The organism is Dactylosporangium sp. NBC_01737, assembly GCF_035963215.1.
In the GTDB taxonomy this organism is placed as follows: Bacteria; Actinomycetota; Actinomycetes; order Mycobacteriales; family Micromonosporaceae; genus Dactylosporangium.
In genome coordinates this window covers 6,665,931-6,681,322 of record NZ_CP109153.1, presented here as the reverse complement: position 1 = coordinate 6,681,322, position 15,392 = coordinate 6,665,931, and the positions used below count along the sequence as shown (strand labels likewise).

Annotated in this window: 13 protein-coding genes and 2 pseudogenes; 5 read left to right on the top strand and 10 right to left on the bottom strand. The window is 74.0% G+C overall.

Annotated elements, in window-relative coordinates; all coding sequences use genetic code 11:
- On the bottom strand, positions 1-714 hold the full coding sequence (locus tag OHA72_RS30235) for an SDR family NAD(P)-dependent oxidoreductase (RefSeq protein WP_327011699.1): 714 nt from the start codon (positions 712-714) through the stop codon (positions 1-3).
- Between the two features lie 139 nt (positions 715-853).
- A pseudogene (locus OHA72_RS30230) lies at positions 854-1,411 on the bottom strand (fumarylacetoacetate hydrolase family protein); the annotation flags it as partial.
- On the opposite strand from OHA72_RS30230, the gene OHA72_RS30225 reads away from it, so the two are divergent.
- Positions 1,353-1,649 carry a hypothetical protein gene (locus tag OHA72_RS30225; protein WP_327011999.1) on the top strand — a complete coding sequence of 99 codons (297 nt, stop codon included), beginning with the start codon at positions 1,353-1,355 and terminating at the stop codon, positions 1,647-1,649. The pseudogene OHA72_RS30230 and the gene OHA72_RS30225 overlap by 59 nt on opposite strands.
- A 13-nt stretch (positions 1,650-1,662) precedes the next feature.
- Here OHA72_RS30225 and OHA72_RS30220 read toward each other — a convergent pair whose 3' ends face one another.
- Positions 1,663-2,601, bottom strand: a complete 939-nt coding sequence (locus tag OHA72_RS30220) for a VOC family protein (RefSeq protein WP_327011178.1) — start codon at positions 2,599-2,601, stop codon at positions 1,663-1,665.
- Between the two features lie 8 nt (positions 2,602-2,609).
- Positions 2,610-3,743 carry an FAD-dependent monooxygenase gene (locus OHA72_RS30215; protein WP_327011177.1) on the bottom strand — a complete coding sequence of 378 codons (1,134 nt, stop codon included), beginning with the start codon at positions 3,741-3,743 and terminating at the stop codon, positions 2,610-2,612.
- A 116-nt stretch (positions 3,744-3,859) separates the two neighbouring features.
- On the opposite strand from OHA72_RS30215, the gene OHA72_RS30210 reads away from it, so the two are divergent.
- Together OHA72_RS30210 and OHA72_RS30205 are read left to right on the top strand one after the other, a co-directional pair.
- Positions 3,860-4,798, top strand: coding sequence for a LysR family transcriptional regulator (locus OHA72_RS30210; RefSeq protein ID WP_327011176.1), 939 nt, complete (start codon positions 3,860-3,862; stop codon positions 4,796-4,798).
- A gap of 390 nt (positions 4,799-5,188) precedes the next feature.
- The gene (locus OHA72_RS30205; RefSeq protein WP_327011175.1) at positions 5,189-6,409 is read left to right on the top strand and encodes an MFS transporter; all 1,221 of its coding nucleotides are present in this window, start codon (positions 5,189-5,191) and stop codon (positions 6,407-6,409) included.
- Here OHA72_RS30205 and aqpZ read toward each other — a convergent pair.
- Both aqpZ and OHA72_RS30195 read right to left on the bottom strand, forming a co-directional pair.
- Entirely contained in the window at positions 6,406-7,167 is a 762-nt protein-coding gene (gene aqpZ / locus OHA72_RS30200) for an aquaporin Z (protein WP_327011174.1), read from the bottom strand. The two genes, OHA72_RS30205 and aqpZ, sit on opposite strands and share 4 nt — an antisense overlap.
- A 34-nt stretch (positions 7,168-7,201) precedes the next feature.
- Entirely contained in the window at positions 7,202-7,540 is a 339-nt protein-coding gene (locus OHA72_RS30195; RefSeq protein ID WP_327011173.1) for a DUF3618 domain-containing protein, read from the bottom strand.
- 62 nt (positions 7,541-7,602) lie between these two features.
- Here OHA72_RS30195 and OHA72_RS30190 point away from each other — a divergent pair.
- A pseudogene (locus tag OHA72_RS30190) lies at positions 7,603-9,732 on the top strand (FtsX-like permease family protein); the annotation flags it as partial.
- Positions 9,733-9,865: 133 nt separating this feature from the next.
- Positions 9,866-10,402: an FtsX-like permease family protein gene (locus tag OHA72_RS30185; RefSeq protein WP_327011698.1), complete on the top strand. Its 537-nt coding sequence runs from the start codon at positions 9,866-9,868 to the stop codon at positions 10,400-10,402.
- A 3-nt stretch (positions 10,403-10,405) separates the two neighbouring features.
- Here the strand turns inward: OHA72_RS30185 and OHA72_RS30180 are convergent, their stop codons facing one another.
- The 4 genes from OHA72_RS30180 to OHA72_RS30165 are packed head-to-tail and all read right to left on the bottom strand — an operon-like array spanning position 10,406 to position 15,322.
- A complete protein-coding gene (locus OHA72_RS30180; RefSeq protein ID WP_327011172.1) occupies positions 10,406-12,325 on the bottom strand; it encodes a response regulator in 1,920 nt (639 codons plus the stop codon).
- On the bottom strand, positions 12,325-12,765 hold the full coding sequence (locus OHA72_RS30175) for a response regulator (protein WP_327011171.1): 441 nt from the start codon (positions 12,763-12,765) through the stop codon (positions 12,325-12,327). The genes OHA72_RS30180 and OHA72_RS30175 overlap by 1 nt, the downstream gene beginning before the upstream one ends.
- Positions 12,762-13,919, bottom strand: coding sequence for a sensor histidine kinase (locus OHA72_RS30170; protein ID WP_327011170.1), 1,158 nt, complete (start codon positions 13,917-13,919; stop codon positions 12,762-12,764). Before OHA72_RS30170 ends, OHA72_RS30175 begins: the two co-directional genes overlap by 4 nt.
- Positions 13,916-15,322, bottom strand: coding sequence for a hypothetical protein (locus OHA72_RS30165; RefSeq protein ID WP_327011169.1), 1,407 nt, complete (start codon positions 15,320-15,322; stop codon positions 13,916-13,918). Before OHA72_RS30165 ends, OHA72_RS30170 begins: the two co-directional genes overlap by 4 nt.
- Between the last annotated feature and the right edge of the window lie 70 nt (positions 15,323-15,392).

Genomic DNA, 15,392 nt, shown 5'->3' with positions numbered 1-15,392 from the left:
TCAGGCCTTTCGTAGGGCGTCGGAGATGGACTTGGCGCCGCCGTGGGAGGCGGCGCCGCCGTCGACGGGGATCTCCGCGCCGGACACGAACGACGCGGCGTCGCCGAGCAGGAACGCCACGACGGCGGCGACCTCGCCGGGCAGGCCGGAGCGGCCCAGCGGGGTCTCGGCGACGGCGGCGGCGCGGAACGCGGGCGTGGCCGACGCGGTCATCGGCGTGTCGATGAACCCGGGATGCACGGCGTTCACGCGGATGCCGCGCGGCCCGAGCTCCAGGCACGCGGCGTGGGTCAGCCCCCGCAGCGACCACTTGCTGGTGGTGTACGCGACCGGGTAGTGCCCCTGCGTCGCGGCGAGGGAGCCGACGTTGACGATCGACGCCCCGGCGGTCATCAGCGGGGCCAGGGCCTGGATGCCGAGCAGCGGCCCGAGCGCGTTGACCGCGTGCACCTGCTGGAACGCCTCGGCGGTCACGTCGCCGAGCCGTGCCCGCCAGGTGGTGCCGGCGCAGTTGACGAGCCCGCGCACCGGCGCGCCCAGCTCCGCCGCGAGCGCCGCCCACGCGGCGGGTTCGCGGACGTCGAAGGCGCGCACCCCGCCGGCCTCGGCCAGGTCGAGCGCGACGACCTCGGTGCCGGCGTCGCGGAGCACGACGGCGACGGCGGCCCCGATCCCGGACGCGGCGCCGGTGACCACGACGGGCCCCGCGCTCACGACAGCACCCGCGCTCGCGCGCCGCGGCGACGTCGCGGCGGCGGACGGCCGGGGGCGCGGGCGACGGCGGCGCGACGGTGACCCGGTTGGTGAGGCTGCCGATGCCCTGCACGGTGAGCGTGACGACGTCGCCGGGCTGCAGCGGCGGCGGCGCCGCGGCGCCGTGGCGGCCCCACAGCTCCGCGAGGCAGCCGCCGTTGCCGACGGTGCCCGAGCCGAACACGTCGCCCGGCACGACGCGGCTGTCGCGGGCGGCGTACGCGATCATCGTCTGATGCGTCCAGCCCATGTTGGACAGCAGGTCCCGGCCGACCTCGACGCCGTTGACCGTCGCGCTGCACCACAGGTCCAGGAAGCCGTCCGCGTCGCGGTGCGGCTCCAGCTCGTCGGCGGTGACGATCCACGGGCCGAGGCTGGTGGCGAAGTCCTTGCCCTTCGCGGGTCCGAGCCGGACCTGCATCTCCCGGCCCTGCAGGTCCCGCGCCGACCAGTCGTTGAGGATCGTGTACCCGAAGACGGCGCCGCCGGCACCCAGTACCGCGGCGACCTCGAGCTCGAAGTCGCGCGCCGCGCACGCCGCCGGGAACGCGACCTCGTCGCCGGGTCCGATGACGGTGTGGGGATTGGTGAAGTAGAACGTGGGCGCGTCATACCAGGCGTCGGGGACCCCGCCGGCGCCGTCGATGCTGCGCCGCACGCCGTCGACGTGCTCCTCGAACGCGACGAAGTCCCGGATGCTCGCCGGTACCAGCGGCGCGGCGAGACGCGCACCGGCCAGCGGTGTCCCGGCGCCGGCGGCCACGGCCCGGCCGCCGAGCTCCAGCACCGAGGCCAGGTCCAGTTCGGTGAGCGCCCGCACGTCGAGCCCGGCCTCGAACCCGAAGATCTGTCCACTGTGGACGACTCCGGTGCGCAGGGTCCCGTCGTGGTGGTAGGTGGCGATGCGCATCAGACGGGCGGTGCGACGAACACGCCGCGGTCGGGGTCGTTGAACGACTGCTTCGCCACGAACTCGCTCATCGGGTTGGCGGTCCCCCACTGGTCGGTGACCATCGGGTCGGAGAAGTCGTACAGGTGCGGGTGCCAGGTGTCCTCGTCGAGCTGCTCCAGCTCGGTGGTGTACTCCACCGTGTTGCCGTGCGGGTCGAGGAAGTAGCTGAAGGTGTTGTTGCCGGCCATGTGCCGCCCGGGCCCCCACACCTTCTCCACGCCCGCGCGCAGCAGCCGCCCGGTGCCGCGCATGTACTCGTCGATGCCGCGCAGCTCGAACGACGCGTGGTGCAGCGACACGTGCGGGCCGCGGGCGACGGCGAGGCTGTGGTGGTAGCGGTTGGTGCGCAGGAACCACATCACGGAGCCCAGGTGCGGGTGGGTCAGCGTGTCGGACAGCGCGAAGCCCAGGTGCCGCTCGTAGAACGCGACCGTCGCCTCCGGGTCCGCAGAGTTGATGACGACGTGGGACAGCTTCACCGGCACCGACTCGCCCGCCTCGACCTTGCGGTGCGCGCGGACCGCGACGTCGCAGGACACCTCGACGGTGCGGCCGTCGACGTCGAAGAACCGGAACCCGTAGCCGCCGCCGGGGGTCTGCATCGGGCCGGGCTCGGTGACGAGGTGGACGCCGCGGCCGGCGAGCCGGGTGGCGAGGGTGTCGACCGAGGCAGGGTCGGCGGCGCCGAACGCGATGAGGTCCAGGCGTTTGTCCGCCGCCCGGCGCAGCCGCACCGAGTACTGCTCGGGTGAGCCCTCCGCGGCGAGGAACGCGATGCCGTCGTCGCTGGTGCCGGCGGTGAGCCCCCAGGTGGTGGTGTAGAAGGCGAGCTGCCGGTCGTAGTCGGGCACGGCGAGGTCGACGTGGCGCAGGTGGGTGATCAGTCTGCCGTCCATGGGATTCCTTACGCGGGTTCGCTGACGAGGTGGGAGATGCGGGCCATCAGGCCGGGGACGTCGCCGCGTTCGTGGTCCAGCAGCCATTGCGCGAGCTGCAACGAGCCGTCGACCACGGCGCTGGCCCGCTCGTACCGCCGCTCGCTGAACGCCTGCAGCAGCCCGTCGGTGAGCGCGCCGTCCCCGTCGAGGAGCAGCTCGGCAAGCACCGCGGCGTCCTCGAGGGCCTGCGCGGCGCCCTGCGCGAGGGTCGGCGGGCAGGTGTGCGCGGCGTCGCCGATGAGCACGACCCGGCCCCGGTGCCACGGCGCCGGCAGCACGTGGCTCTCGAACCACGTGTAGTTCACGGTCGCCGGGTCGGTGAGGACGGCCCGGATGTCGTCCCACGGCCCGTGGTATGCCTCCGACAGCCGCCGCATCACCGTCAGGGACTCCTGCGGTGCCAGGGTGCTGCGGTCCTGCGCGTCCTCGACGAGGTAGGCGTACAGGGAGTCCTCGCCGGTCGGGCAGTAGCCGGCGATGTGGCAGGGCCCGCCGTAGTAGAGGTCGGTGCGGGTGACGGTGGCCGGGCGGGCCGTGAACGCGCGCCAGATCCCCATGCCGGTGCTGCGGGTCTCGAGGTGGATCCCGAGTGCGCGGCGCGTCCAGGACCGGATCCCGTCCGCGCCGACCACCAGGTCATAGCGCCCGGTGGACGCATCGGCAAACGTGACATCAACGCCCGTCGTGTCCTGATGGATGCCGGTGTACGTCGTGCCGAACCGCACCTTCGCCCCCGCCGCCGCTGCCCGGTCGAGCAGGATCCGGGTCAGGTCGGGCCGGGACATGCCGACCGTGGCGGGCAGGTCGGGCCCGCCGGTGCGCACGTCGGTCAGCTCGACAATCAGTGAGCCGTGCGGATCCGGCGCGCGCAGCCCCAGCGTGTCGAACGCGTAGCCGTGCTCCCGGACGGGATCCCAGACCCCGAGCTGTTGCAGCACCCGCAAGGCGTTGCCCTGCAAGGTGATCCCCGATCCGGCCGCGCGGGCGTCGGGCTTGATGTCGATGAGGTCGACCGAGACGCCGCCCTCGGCGAGCAGGATCGCGGTCGCGGCACCGGCCGCCCCGGCACCTACGACGAGGACATTTCGGACTGCGGGCATCGGCGGTTACCCCCTCGTTTCGAAAGCTGGTGACTCAGCCCACTGTCGCCGTTGCGGTGCCCATCAGGAAGAACGATTCCTTGATGCCAGCCATCCACGGCGTTTATGGTTGGCGGGTGCCCGCGGACCGCGTCCTGGTCAACCTCGACCTCAACCTGCTCGTCACCCTCGATGTCCTGCTGCGCGAGCGCAACGTCACCCGGGCCGCCGAGCAGCTCGGCTCCAGCCAGCCGGCGGTCAGCGCCGCCCTCGCCAGGCTGCGCCGGCACTTCGGCGACGACCTGCTCGACCGGGTCGGCAACCGGTACGAGCTGACGCCCCTGGCCGCGCAGCTCGCCGAGCGCACCGCGCCCGCCCTCGCCGGTGTGCGCCGGGTCTTCGACGCCGGCGTCGAGTTCGACCCGTCCGCGGTCGAGCGGGAGTTCACGATCGTCACGTCCGACTACGCCGCCGCCGTGCTCGGACCGATCGTGGCCCGGCTCCTGGCCGAGCGGGCCCCGGGCATCCGCCTGCGGCTGCAGCAGACCACGCCCTACGCGGTCGACCACGCCGTCGACACGCTGCGCACCGTCGACGGCATCATCCTGCCGCACGGCTTCCTCACCGGGATCCCGCACACCGACCTGTACGAGGACCGCTGGGTCTGCATCGTCGCCGGCGACAACGCCGCCGTCGGCGCGCAGCTCACCCTCGCCCAGCTCGGCGAGCTGCCCTGGGTGGTGCTCTACAACCTGCCGACCGCGTTCGCCCCCGCCGCGCAGCAGCTGCGCATGTTCGGGGTCGAGCCGCGCGTGCAGGTGGTCACCGACGGGTTCCTGCCGATGCCGTTCCTGGTCGCCGGCACCGACCGCATCGCGCTCATGCAGGAGCACCTCGCCCGCCGCATCGCCCGGGTCGCCGACATCCGCGTCCTGCCGTGCCCGTTCGAGGTCGTGCCCCTGGCCGAGGCGTTCTGGTGGCACCCGATGTACCGCGCCGACCCCGCCCACGCCTGGCTCCGCGGCGTGCTCACCGAGGCCGGCTGTCTTCTTCCGCTGCGGCCTCCGGCCGTCTAGGTGCAGTGGGGGATTCTCACCCCACACCCCCAATGCTCGCTTCGCTCGCACGCCCTGCGCTCCGCGCGGCCGAAACACACGCATGCGCGCTGCATCCAAAAGGCCGGTGGTTCAGGTTCGCGGCTCAACAGGTCTTTCGTCCGACTCGCCTGCCCTTCGCGCGAGACGCGAAGGCAGGCCCGTCCGAAGGACCCCGCGCCCAGGCCTCCACGCGCCGAGCAGTGGTGCGAGCTGGAAGGGGCTCATCCGTCTGCCTGATACCCGCCATCACCGGTTCGCTCTTCCCTCGGCGGCGCCGCGCGGCCCATAGTCGGCCGCACCGCATGTGACGCGCGACACCCCCCGCGCCGCGGTCCGTCCGCCGCACGTCCGCCGCTCGGAAGGCACCCCATGTCCTCGACCTCGACCACCCTGGCTCCGGCCGCCCCTCGCACCGCGGGCCTCGCCCAGCTGGCGTTGCTGCTGGCCGGCAGTTGCATGCCGGTGCTCGGCGCGGTCCTCATCGCCCCCGTCCTGCCGCAGATGGAGGACCACTTCGCCGGGGTCTCCGGCGCCGACGTGCTCGTGCCGATCGTGCTGGCGGTGCCGGCGCTGCTCGTCGGGCTGGCCGCGCCGTTCGCCGGGCTCGTCGTCGACGCGGTCGACCGCAAGCGCCTGCTCATCGCCGCGATGATCGCGTACTCGATCTTCGGCACCGCGCCGCTGTACCTGCAGTCCCTCGGCGCGATCATCGGCAGCCGGGTCCTCGTCGGCATCTGCGAGGCGGCGATCATGACCTGCTGCACGACGCTGATCGCCGACTACTGGTCCGGGTCGCGGCGCAGCCGGTACCTCGGCATCCAGGTCCTGGTCGCGGCGCTGTCGGCGACGGCGTTCCTCGGCGTCGGCGGCGCGCTCGGCTCGGCCGGCTGGCGTACCCCGTTCTGGCTGTACGCGAGCGCCGCGATCATCGCCGTGCCGATGCTGCTGCTGCTGTGGCAGCCCGCCGCGCCCGCCACGACGGCGGCGGCCACCGGCCCGCGCCGGCTCCCGCCGGTGCCGTGGCGGCAGCTGCTCATCCCGTGCCTGGTCACCGTCGCCGGCGGGATCGTCTTCTACGCGCTGATCGTCGAGCTGTCCTTCGTCCTGGACGACGCGGGCGTCACCGCGACCGCCACCATCGGCGCCATCAGCGCCGTCATGTCGCTGGCCACCGCCGCCGGGTCGGGCGCCTTCGCGAAGCTGTCCGGGTTCAGCCCACGCCGGCTGCTGCCGGTCGCGTTCGGCGTGTCCGCGGCCGGGTTCGCGGTCGTCGCCGCCACCGGATCCGTGCCGGTGATCGCCGTCGGCGCGGTCCTCACCGGCGCCGGGACGGGCCTGCTGCTGCCGACGCTGCTCACCTGGGCGATCAACCGGCTGCACTTCGAGCAGCGGGGCCGCGGCACCGGCCTGTGGACCGGCGCGCTGTTCCTCGGCGAGTTCCTCGCCCCGCTGCTCATCGCCGGCCTCGGCGCCGGAACCGGCGGCCTGCGCCCGGCCCTGGCGATCCTGGGCGCCCTCGCCGCGGTGCTCGCGGCCACGGCCTTCCTGGCCGTGCCCCGCGACGCGGCGGCGCTCGACGTCACCAGCTAGTCGACGTCCTGGGCCTCCGCCTGCTCCTCGACCGTGCCCGTGCCGCCCGTGACGTACCGGTACCCGAACCCGGCGATGCCGGCGCCGAGCAGTGGCGCGACCCAGAACAGCCACAGCTGCGACAGCGCGGCGCCGCCGGCGACGATGGCCGGGCCGGTCGAGCGGGCCGGGTTCACCGACGTGTTGGTCACGGGGATGCTCACCAGGTGGATGACGGTGAGGGTCAGGCCGATCGCGAGGGGGCCAGTGCCGCGCGGCGCCCGGCGGTCGGTGGCCCCGAGGATCACCAGCGCGAACACCGCCGTCAGGACGACCTCGGCGAGCAGGGCGGCGCCGAGGCCGTAGCCGCCCGGGGAGTGCGTGCCGTAGCCGTTGGTGGCCAGGCCGTCCCGGTCGAGGCTGAACCCTTCCCGGCCTTCGGCGACGGCCAGCAGCACCGCCGCCGCGCCGAGGGCGGCCACCACCTGGACGACCACATAGGGCACGACGTCCACGGCGCGGGTGCGCTTGCCGAGCCACAGGGCGACCGTGACCGCCGGGTTGAAGTGGCCGCCGGAGATGTGACCGAACGCGTACGCCGCGGTCAGCAGCGCCAGCCCGAACGCCAGCGCGACGCCGAGCAGGCCGGCCCCGACGTCGTCGAAGCGGGCACTGAGCACGGCGGTGCCGCAGCCGGCGAACACCAACCAGAACGTGCCGATCAGCTCGACGGCGAGCCGCCTGCCGAGCCCCGGCGTCATGTCGGACGGTTCTCCCACCCGTCGACCTTGCCGACGGGTGGGCACCGGAGCGTCACCCGCCGCGCGTGAACACCCTGGCGACGCTGCCGACGCCCCAGCGGGCGAGGGCGACACCGATGCCGGCACCGTCCCGCGCGAGCCCCCACGCCACGCCCGTGGCCCTCGTGGCGGTCGCGACCGCGACGCCGGTCACCGTCGTGGCGGCCGTGACGGCGTCGCCGGCGAGCCGCCGGACCGGCTCCACCCGGCGGGCCGCCGCGTCCCTGGCCCGCCCGGGCACATCGAGGCGGGCGGTGAGCGCGTCGACGCTCGCCGCGAGCTGCGCCCTGGTCCGTGCGATGTCGGCACGCAGCCGGGCCGTCTCGTCGTCCTGCTCGATCCGTGTGGTCACCCCTGCGCTGTACCCACGCAACCAGCCGCCATCACGGAAACGGTCTTGCATTGCGACAATGTATGCGCGAAGGTGTTGGCGTGATCCGATTCGTCTGGGCACATCTTCGGGGGCGGGCGGGACGGGCGGTGGCACTCCTCGTCGGGGTGCTCACCGCCACCACCGGCTTCACCGTGCTGACCGGCGCCACCGCCACCGCACGGCTGGAGGTCACCGGGACGGTGGACGCCAACGTGCGGGCCGCGTATGACATCCTCGTGCGTCCCCGGGGCAGCCGGCTGCCCCTGGAGGACGACCGGGCGCTGCTGCGGCCCAACGCGGTCTCCGGCATCTACGGCGGGCTGACGACGCACGACCTGGAGCAGGTGCGCGCCGTGCCCGGCATCGACGTCGCCGCGCCGATCGCGATGGCCGGCTCGGTCAACGCCGCGGTCGCCGCGCCGGTCGACGTCACCGACCTCGTCGACCCCGCGCTGGACCGGCAGGTCATCCGGGTCGACCGGACCCTGCTCGCCGACCGGGGGCTCAGCCGGGCGCCGGGCACCCCGATCTGGGTGTACGTGACGAAGCACGACATCTCGTGGCCGACCCTCACCGGCGCCTCGGACATCGCGTTCACCGGCGGGCAGAAGATCGCCTTCCAGCAGTTCTGCGGCGGCAACCTCGGCGTGCTGGAGGACGGCGTGCAGGTGTGCCCGTTCCCCGAGCAGGGCCAGGTCACCGACGCCACGACCCAGTCCGTGTTCCTGGCCCGGCTGCGCCCCGACGGGCGGTTCGACACGGGGATGTGGGGCGCGCCGCAGGCGCAGGACCGCCTCGTCATCTCCGTCGCGTGGCGGGAGCCGATGCTCGTCGCCGCGGTCGACCCGGAGGCCGAGGACCGGCTCGTCGGGCTGCGCGGCGCGACCCAGGGCACCTTCCTGAGCGACGCGCCCGCCCGCACGACCGGCACGGCCGGCGCCGCGACACCGAAGAAGATCGTGCCGCTCCTGGCCACCTCCCGCAGGTATGCCGACACCACGGCGTCGATCACCCTGTCCCGGGCCCCGCTGGGCGGCCCGCTGCCGGCGGGCGCCCCGGGCGCCGTGCTCGCCGCGATGGCGGCCGCGCCGGCGACCCACCTGCGCGACGACCTCCTGGACACCGAGGCGGCGTACGAGCACACCACCAGGGCGGAGATCGCCCGCGCGGGTGAGGGCTACGGCTTCGTGTACGGCCACGAGTGGCTCCTGCAGGTCGGCGGCGTCACCTACCTGCAGGCGCCCGACGGCAGCCTCGCCGCGGTGCCCGTCCCCTCCGACCAGGCCGCCTACGTCCTGCCGCACTCGTTCGGCTTCCCCGCGCCGTGGCAGATCGACGACACGTCCTTCCGCACCGTGCAGAACGTGTCGGTGCGCAAGTACGGCGAGCCGACACAGACCGAGTTCGGCATCGTGGGCACGTTCGACCCTTCCCGGCTCACCACGTTCAACCCGCTCAGCCGCGTGCCGATGGAGACCTACGAGCCGCCCCTGGTCGTCGGCGCCGACCAGCGCACCCGCGACCTGCTCGGCGACCGCCCGCTCGCGCCGAACGGCAACCCCGCCGGCTACCTGTCCTCGCCGCCGATGCTGCTGACCAGCATCGCCGCGCTGCCGGACCTGCTCAGCGACACGCAGGGCACCGACAAGGCCGCGCCGCTGAGCGCCATCCGGGTCCGGGTCGCCGGCGTGCACGGCTTCTCCGGCACGTCCCGCGAGCGGGTCCGGCTCGTCGCGGAGGAGATCGCCGCCCGCACCGGGCTGGACGTCGACATCACCTACGGCTCCTCACCCTCCCCGCAGACGGTGACCCTGGTCGCCGGCAGGTATCAGCGGCCCGAGCTGCGGGTCACCGAGCACTGGGTGAAGAAGGGCGTCGCGGCGAGCATCATCACCGCGATCGACCGCAAGAGCGCCGTGCTGTTCGTGCTGGTCCTGGTGGTGTGCGCGCTGTTCCTCGCCAACGCCGTCGCCGCCGGGGTCCGCGACCGGCGCACCGAGCTGGCGACCCTCGCCGCGCTCGGCTGGCCCGCGCACCGGATCTTCGGCGTGGTCCTCGGCGAGGTCGCCGCCATCGGCACGGTCGCCGGTCTCGGCGCCCTCGCGCTCGCCGGGCCGCTCGGCGCCCTCCTGGACGTGCGCACCACGTGGACGCAGGCGCTGCTGGCCGTGCCGACCGCGGTCCTGCTGTCGCTGGTCGCGGGTCTGCTGCCGGCGCTGGGCGCGGCACGGGGGCGCCCGCGCCCGGCCTGCGGCCCGCGGTCACCCGCCCGCGCCGCGCCGCCCGCCCCGCGGCCCGCTCACCATGGGCCTGCTCAACCTGGTCCGGGTCCCCGGTCGGACGGCACTGGGCGCCGGCGCGCTCGCGATCGGCATCGCCGCCGCCACGGTCCTCGGCGCGATCACGTACACCTTCCACGGCGCGATCGTCGGCACGCTCCTCGGCGACGCGGTGTCCCTGCGGGTCAGGGCCGTCGACACGATCGCGGTCGCGGCGACGATCCTGCTCGGCGTCCTCGCCGTCGCCGACGTGCTCTACCTCAACGTCCGCGACCGCGCCGCCGAGCTCGCCACGCTCCGGGCGACCGGCTGGACCTCGGCGTCCCTGGCCCGGCTCGTCGCCGCCGAGGGGCTCGGCATCGGCGTGCTCGGCGGTGCGCTCGGCGCCGGGCTCGGCGTGGCCGGCGCCGCCTGGCTCGTCGGCGACCTGACCGCCGGCCTGCTCGCTACCGCCGGCTCGGCCGTGGCGGCCGGTGCGGTCCTGGCCACCTGCGCCGCCCTCGTCCCGGCCGCGCTCCTGCACCGCCTCCCCACCGCCCAGCTCCTCGCCGAGGAGGCCTGAGCATCACGACAGGGTCCGGGTGCGGCGCAGGGCCTGCCGCAGCTGGTGGAGCAGTTCCTCGGTGGTGAAGGGCTTGCGCAGCAGCGGGTCGTCGGTGAGGGTCCGGCCGCCGGGGAGGCTGCCCGCCGTGTACCCGGACATGTAGAGCACCGGCAGCTGCGGGCGCAGCACGCGGGCGGCGTTGGCCAGCTGCGGCCCCGCGATGTCGGGCATGATCACGTCGGTGAGCAGCGCGTCGACGGTGAAGCCGGGGTCGGCGCACAGGTCGATCGCGGCGGTCGCCGAGGTGGGTGCGGTGACGCGGTAGCCGGCCCTGGTGAGGATCCGCACGACGATGTCGCGGACGTCCTCGTCGTCCTCGACGACGAGGACGTGCCCGCCGGGCTCGCCGGTGGCGGCGGGGACGACGCCCGCGGCGCCGGTCTCGGGATCGGGCCGGTCCGCCGACGGCAGCAGGACCGTGACGGTGGTGCCCCGGCCGGGCAGGCTGTCGATGTGGATGTCGCCGCCGGCCTCGGTGATGACGCCGTAGGCGGTGGCGAGGCCGAGGCCGGTGCCGTTGCCGGGGCCCTTGGTGGTGAAGAACGGCTCGAACGCGCGGGCGACGACGTCGGCGGGCATGCCGCAGCCGGTGTCGGTGACGGTCAGGCTGACCGTGCCGGCGCCGGGCTCCGCGTCCGGCCCGGGCGGCATGAGGTGGGTGGTGGTGACGGTGAGCCGCCCGCCGTCGGTCATCGCCGCGCGGGCGTTGACGACGAGGTTGACGATGACCTGTTCGAGCTTGCTGCGGTCGATCGTCACCGGCGGCAGGTCCGGGTCGAGGTCGGTGCTGAAGGTGATGTCCTCGCCGATGGTGCGCTGCAGCAGTTGCTCGGTGTCGGCGACGACCTGGTTGAGGTCCAGGACCTCCGGCTGGGACGGCTCGAGGCGGCTGAAGATGAGCAGCTGCCGGGTGAGCGCGGCGGCACGCTCGGCGGCGTGGCTGATCCGCACGATGTCGGGGTGGCTGGGGTGCGTCTCACCGAGCGCGTCGGTGATGTCGGTGGCGTACGCGGTGATGATCGCCAGGAGGTTGTTGAAGTCGTGGGCGATGCCGCCGGCGAGGTGGCCGAGGGAGTCCAGCCGCTCGGCCTGGCGCAGCTGCTGGTCGAGGCGCTGCTGCTCGGTGACGTCGCGCAGCGTGCCCTCGACCGCGATCGGGGTGCCGGCGTCGTCGGTGATGAGGATGGCGCGCTGCTCGATCCACAGCTGCCGCCCGTCGGGGTGGTGCGCCCGCACGATCAGCGGCGCCGGGCGGGGCTGCAGCCACGAGGTCTTGAACGCCTCCCGGTCCTCCTCGTCGACGATCGCGACCAGCAGCGACGGGTTGGCGTACACCTCGGCGGGCTCGTGGCCGGTGATCGTGGTGATGGCGGGGCTGATGTACTCCAGGCCGCGGTCGGGCCGCAGGCGGAAGCGGAAGATGATGTCGATGGCGTGCTCGGCGAGGAGGCGGAAGCGTTGCTCGCTCTCGCGCAGCGCCGCCTCGGCCGCCCGCCGTTGCCGCCGCTCGCCGGCGTCGCGCAGCTCCCGCTGGACCGCCGGCACCAGGCGGCTGGTGCGGTCCTTGAGGACGAAGTCGCTGGCGCCGGCCTTCATCATCGCCGCGGCCGTCTCCTCGCCGACCTGGCCGGACACGAGGATGAACGGCGCGTCGCCGCTGTGCTCCCGCAGCGTCCGCAGCGCCTCCTCGGCGGTGAAGGACGGCAGGTTGTAGTCGGAGATGACCAAGTCCGGCGGGTGTTCGCGCAGCGCGGCGCGGAACTGCTCGGCGGTGGTGACGACGTCGACGGTGAGGTCGAGGCCGCCGCGGTGCAGCCGGGCCACGATCAGGCGGGCGTCGTCGGGGTCGTCCTCGACGATCAGGACGCGGGTCGGTGCCATCACAGACTTCCGGGGCGGGCCGGGACGGGTTCGTTGACCAGCAGCCAGTACATGCCGAGCACGTTCGTGGCGCTGACGAAGTCGGCGAAGACGACGGGCTTGCGGACATAGCTGTTGGCGCCGAGGCGGTAGCTCTCGACGATGTCGCGCTCCTCGCTGGAGGTGGTGAGCACCACGACCGGCAGCGGCTGGGTCGCCGGGTCGGCGCGGATGCGCCGCAGCACCTCGAGGCCGTCGTACTTCGGCAGCTTCATGTCGAGCAGGATCAGCGCGGGCCGCAGCGGCGCGGTGCCGTCGCCGGGCTGCAGCAGGTCGACCGCCTGGGCGCCGTCGGAGGCGACGACGACCCTGTTGCGGATGTTGTTCTTCGTGAAGGCGCGCAGGGTGAAGGTCACGTCGTCGGGGTTGTCCTCGACGAGCAGAATGACCCCCTCGTTCATGACGTCTCCGGTACGGAGGGCCGCTGCGGGGCGAGCGTGAACCGGAAGACGGCGCCGCCGCCGACGGTGCCGTCGGCCCAGATGCGGCCGCCGTGGCGGGTGACGACGCGGTGCACGATCGCCAGGCCGATGCCGGTGCCTTCGAAGTCGCTGGCGGCGTGCAGCCGCTGGAACGGCTCGAACAGCTTGCCGGCGAAGCGCATGTCGAACCCGGCGCCGTTGTCGCGCACGAAGAGCACGCCGCCCGGCTCGGCGCCGACCTCGACGGCGCCGTCGTCGCGCTTCGACGTGAACTTCCACGCGTTGCCGAGCAGGTTCTGCAGCACCAGCCGGATCAGGTCGGCGTCGCCGGCGGCGGTGAGCCCTTCGGTGACCGACATCCGCGCCTGCCGGTCCGGCTCGGCGGCGCGCAGCTCCGCGACGACGTCGCGGGCGATGGCGGTGACGTCGACGGTGCCGCGGTGCAGCTCGGTGCGGGTGGCGCGGGACAGGTTGAGCAGGTCGTCGATCATCGCCGCCATCCGCGCCACGTTCGCCTGCAGCCGCTCCAGGTATTCGCGGCCGTCGGCGTCGAGGCGGTCGCCGTAGTCCTCCAGCAGCAGCTGGCTGTAGCCGTCGAGGGACCGCAGCGGGGCGCGCAGGTCGTGCGACACCGAGTACGCGAACGCGTCGAGCTCCCGATTGGACGCGTGCAGCTCGGCGGTGCGGTGCAGGACCCGGTCCTCCAGTTCGGCGTTGAGCCGCCGCACCTGCTCCTCGGCGCGCTTGCGTTCGGTGATGTCGGTGGAGATGCCGCAGACCGCGTAGGCCGCGCCGTCGGCGCCGATCAGCGGGAACTTGACCGTCACGTAGGTGTGCGGGCCGTCGTCGCCGGGCGCCTCCTCCTCCATCTGGACCGGCCGTCCCCGCCGCGCCGCCTGCAGGTCGTTGGCGCGGAACGCGTCGGCCACGTCGGCGGGGAACAGGTCGTGGTCGGTGAGGCCGACGATCGCGTCCCGGCTGACCTGGAACAACCGCTCGTATTCGCGGTTGACCAGCATGTACCGGCCGTCCAGGTCACGCATGTAGATGACGGCGGAGGTGTTGTCGATCAGCGCCAGCAGCTGGTCGTGCCCGACGCGGGGGTCGTGCCCGGCGGGTGCGGCGGCGTTCATCGCTCCCCCAGCGGATGGCTCGGGGTGCCGTCATCGTCATCGTCGCCGTTGCCGTTGCCGTTGCCGTTGCCGTTGCCGTCGCCGTCGCCGTCGCCGTCGCCGTCATCGTCATCGACGTCGGAGGCGCGTGGCCGCACCAGCGCCGGCCCCGACGTCACGAACCGCACCTCCGCGGTGTGGCCGGCGCGCAGGGCGTCGACGCCGGCCAGGGACTCCAGGTCGGCCGTCGGCAGCCGGCGCAGCGCCGTCAGCGGATGCCGGCCGCGGATCCTGGTCAGGCGCTCCAGCGCGGCCTCGTCCATGCCGGTGGTGCCGCGCCGGTTGGACACCACCCCGCCATCGCCCGCACCGGAGCGGTCCCGGTCGCGTTGCGGCGTGAACAGGTACTTCTTGGCGAGCATGAGGTGCGTGCTGGACACCCGGGCGTGCGCCCGCAGCACCAGGTACAGCCCGGCCAGCGCGGGGCAGGTCCCCAGCAGCGCCCGCCGCGCCAGCAGCAGCTCCGGCAGGCCGGGCCGGTCCATGACCACGCCGAGCCGGTCCCACTCCGCGGCGAGCAGGCCGGGGCGCAGCCGGGTGACGTGCCCGCGGTACCCCGGCAGGTCGGTGCCGAGCAGGAAGTCGCGCTCCAGCGCCTCGGGGTCCAGGGCGCCGCTGGGCGGCACGTCGCCGGTCCGCCAGTGCACGGCGAACTGGCGGAACACGTCCATGAAGTGCCCGGACCGCAGGCCGTCGGCCGGTGGCAGCGCGGCGAAGGCGGTGTTGAGCCGGCGCAGCGCGTCCAGCAGCTCCGCGGCAACCCCGAGCCGGTGCACCGCCTCGGCGCCGCACACGTCGACGGTCTCCTCGGCCAGCGGCGTGAGCGCGAGGTTCACCGCCCGCTCGTAGGTCTCGGACAGCTTGACCAGCTCGAAGAACCTGACCTCGTCCCGTTCGCCGGTGTACGTGCGGACCGCCCCGTCGTCGAAGACGCCCGGCAGCCCCGCGAGCCGGGTGCCGCCCCACGACACCTCGGTCGCCGGCAGGCTCCAGCGGGTCAGGGAGGCGTACGCGTCGCGGGCGGGGTGACCGGTGCCGGTCTGCCGGGCGAGACCGGCGAAGTAGTCGAGGAACGGCACGAACCCCGCGCCCGCGGTCAGCTCGAACGCCCGCTCCGGTTGCCGCCGGTGCGCCGGGTCCCGCTCCTGGAAGTGGCGGCCCAGGCTCGCGCCGACCAGGCCGAGGAGGACGACGAGGCGCCGCGCCTCCTGCGGCGCGCACCGCTGCGGGTCCGCCGGCAGCGCGGCGAGTGCCGCGGCGACCGCGGCGGGGAACTCCCCCGCCGGGCGCCGCCTGGCGATGATGTCGCGGTTGAGCTCGGCCATCGGCCCGGAGACCCACGCCGCCACCGCCGGCACGCTCAACTGCGCACGGAACGAAGTCGCACGACTACGTTCGGTATGCACATGCCCGAAACTACCATGAGGACGGGCG

Bases quoted from the DNA above. Each gene is read 5' to 3' on its own strand.
- OHA72_RS30185 (WP_327011698.1), top strand. From the start codon at position 9,866: ATGGGCCTGCTCAACCTGGTCCGGGTCCCCGGTCGGACGGCACTGGGC.
- OHA72_RS30180 (WP_327011172.1), bottom strand. From the start codon at position 12,325: ATGGCACCGACCCGCGTCCTGATCGTCGAGGACGACCCCGACGACGCC.
- OHA72_RS30220 (WP_327011178.1), bottom strand. From the start codon at position 2,601: ATGGACGGCAGACTGATCACCCACCTGCGCCACGTCGACCTCGCCGTG.
- OHA72_RS30170 (WP_327011170.1), bottom strand. From the start codon at position 13,919: ATGAACGCCGCCGCACCCGCCGGGCACGACCCCCGCGTCGGGCACGAC.
- OHA72_RS30215 (WP_327011177.1), bottom strand. From the start codon at position 3,743: ATGCCCGCAGTCCGAAATGTCCTCGTCGTAGGTGCCGGGGCGGCCGGT.
- OHA72_RS30175 (WP_327011171.1), bottom strand. From the start codon at position 12,765: ATGAACGAGGGGGTCATTCTGCTCGTCGAGGACAACCCCGACGACGTG.
- OHA72_RS30205 (WP_327011175.1), top strand. From the start codon at position 5,189: ATGTCCTCGACCTCGACCACCCTGGCTCCGGCCGCCCCTCGCACCGCG.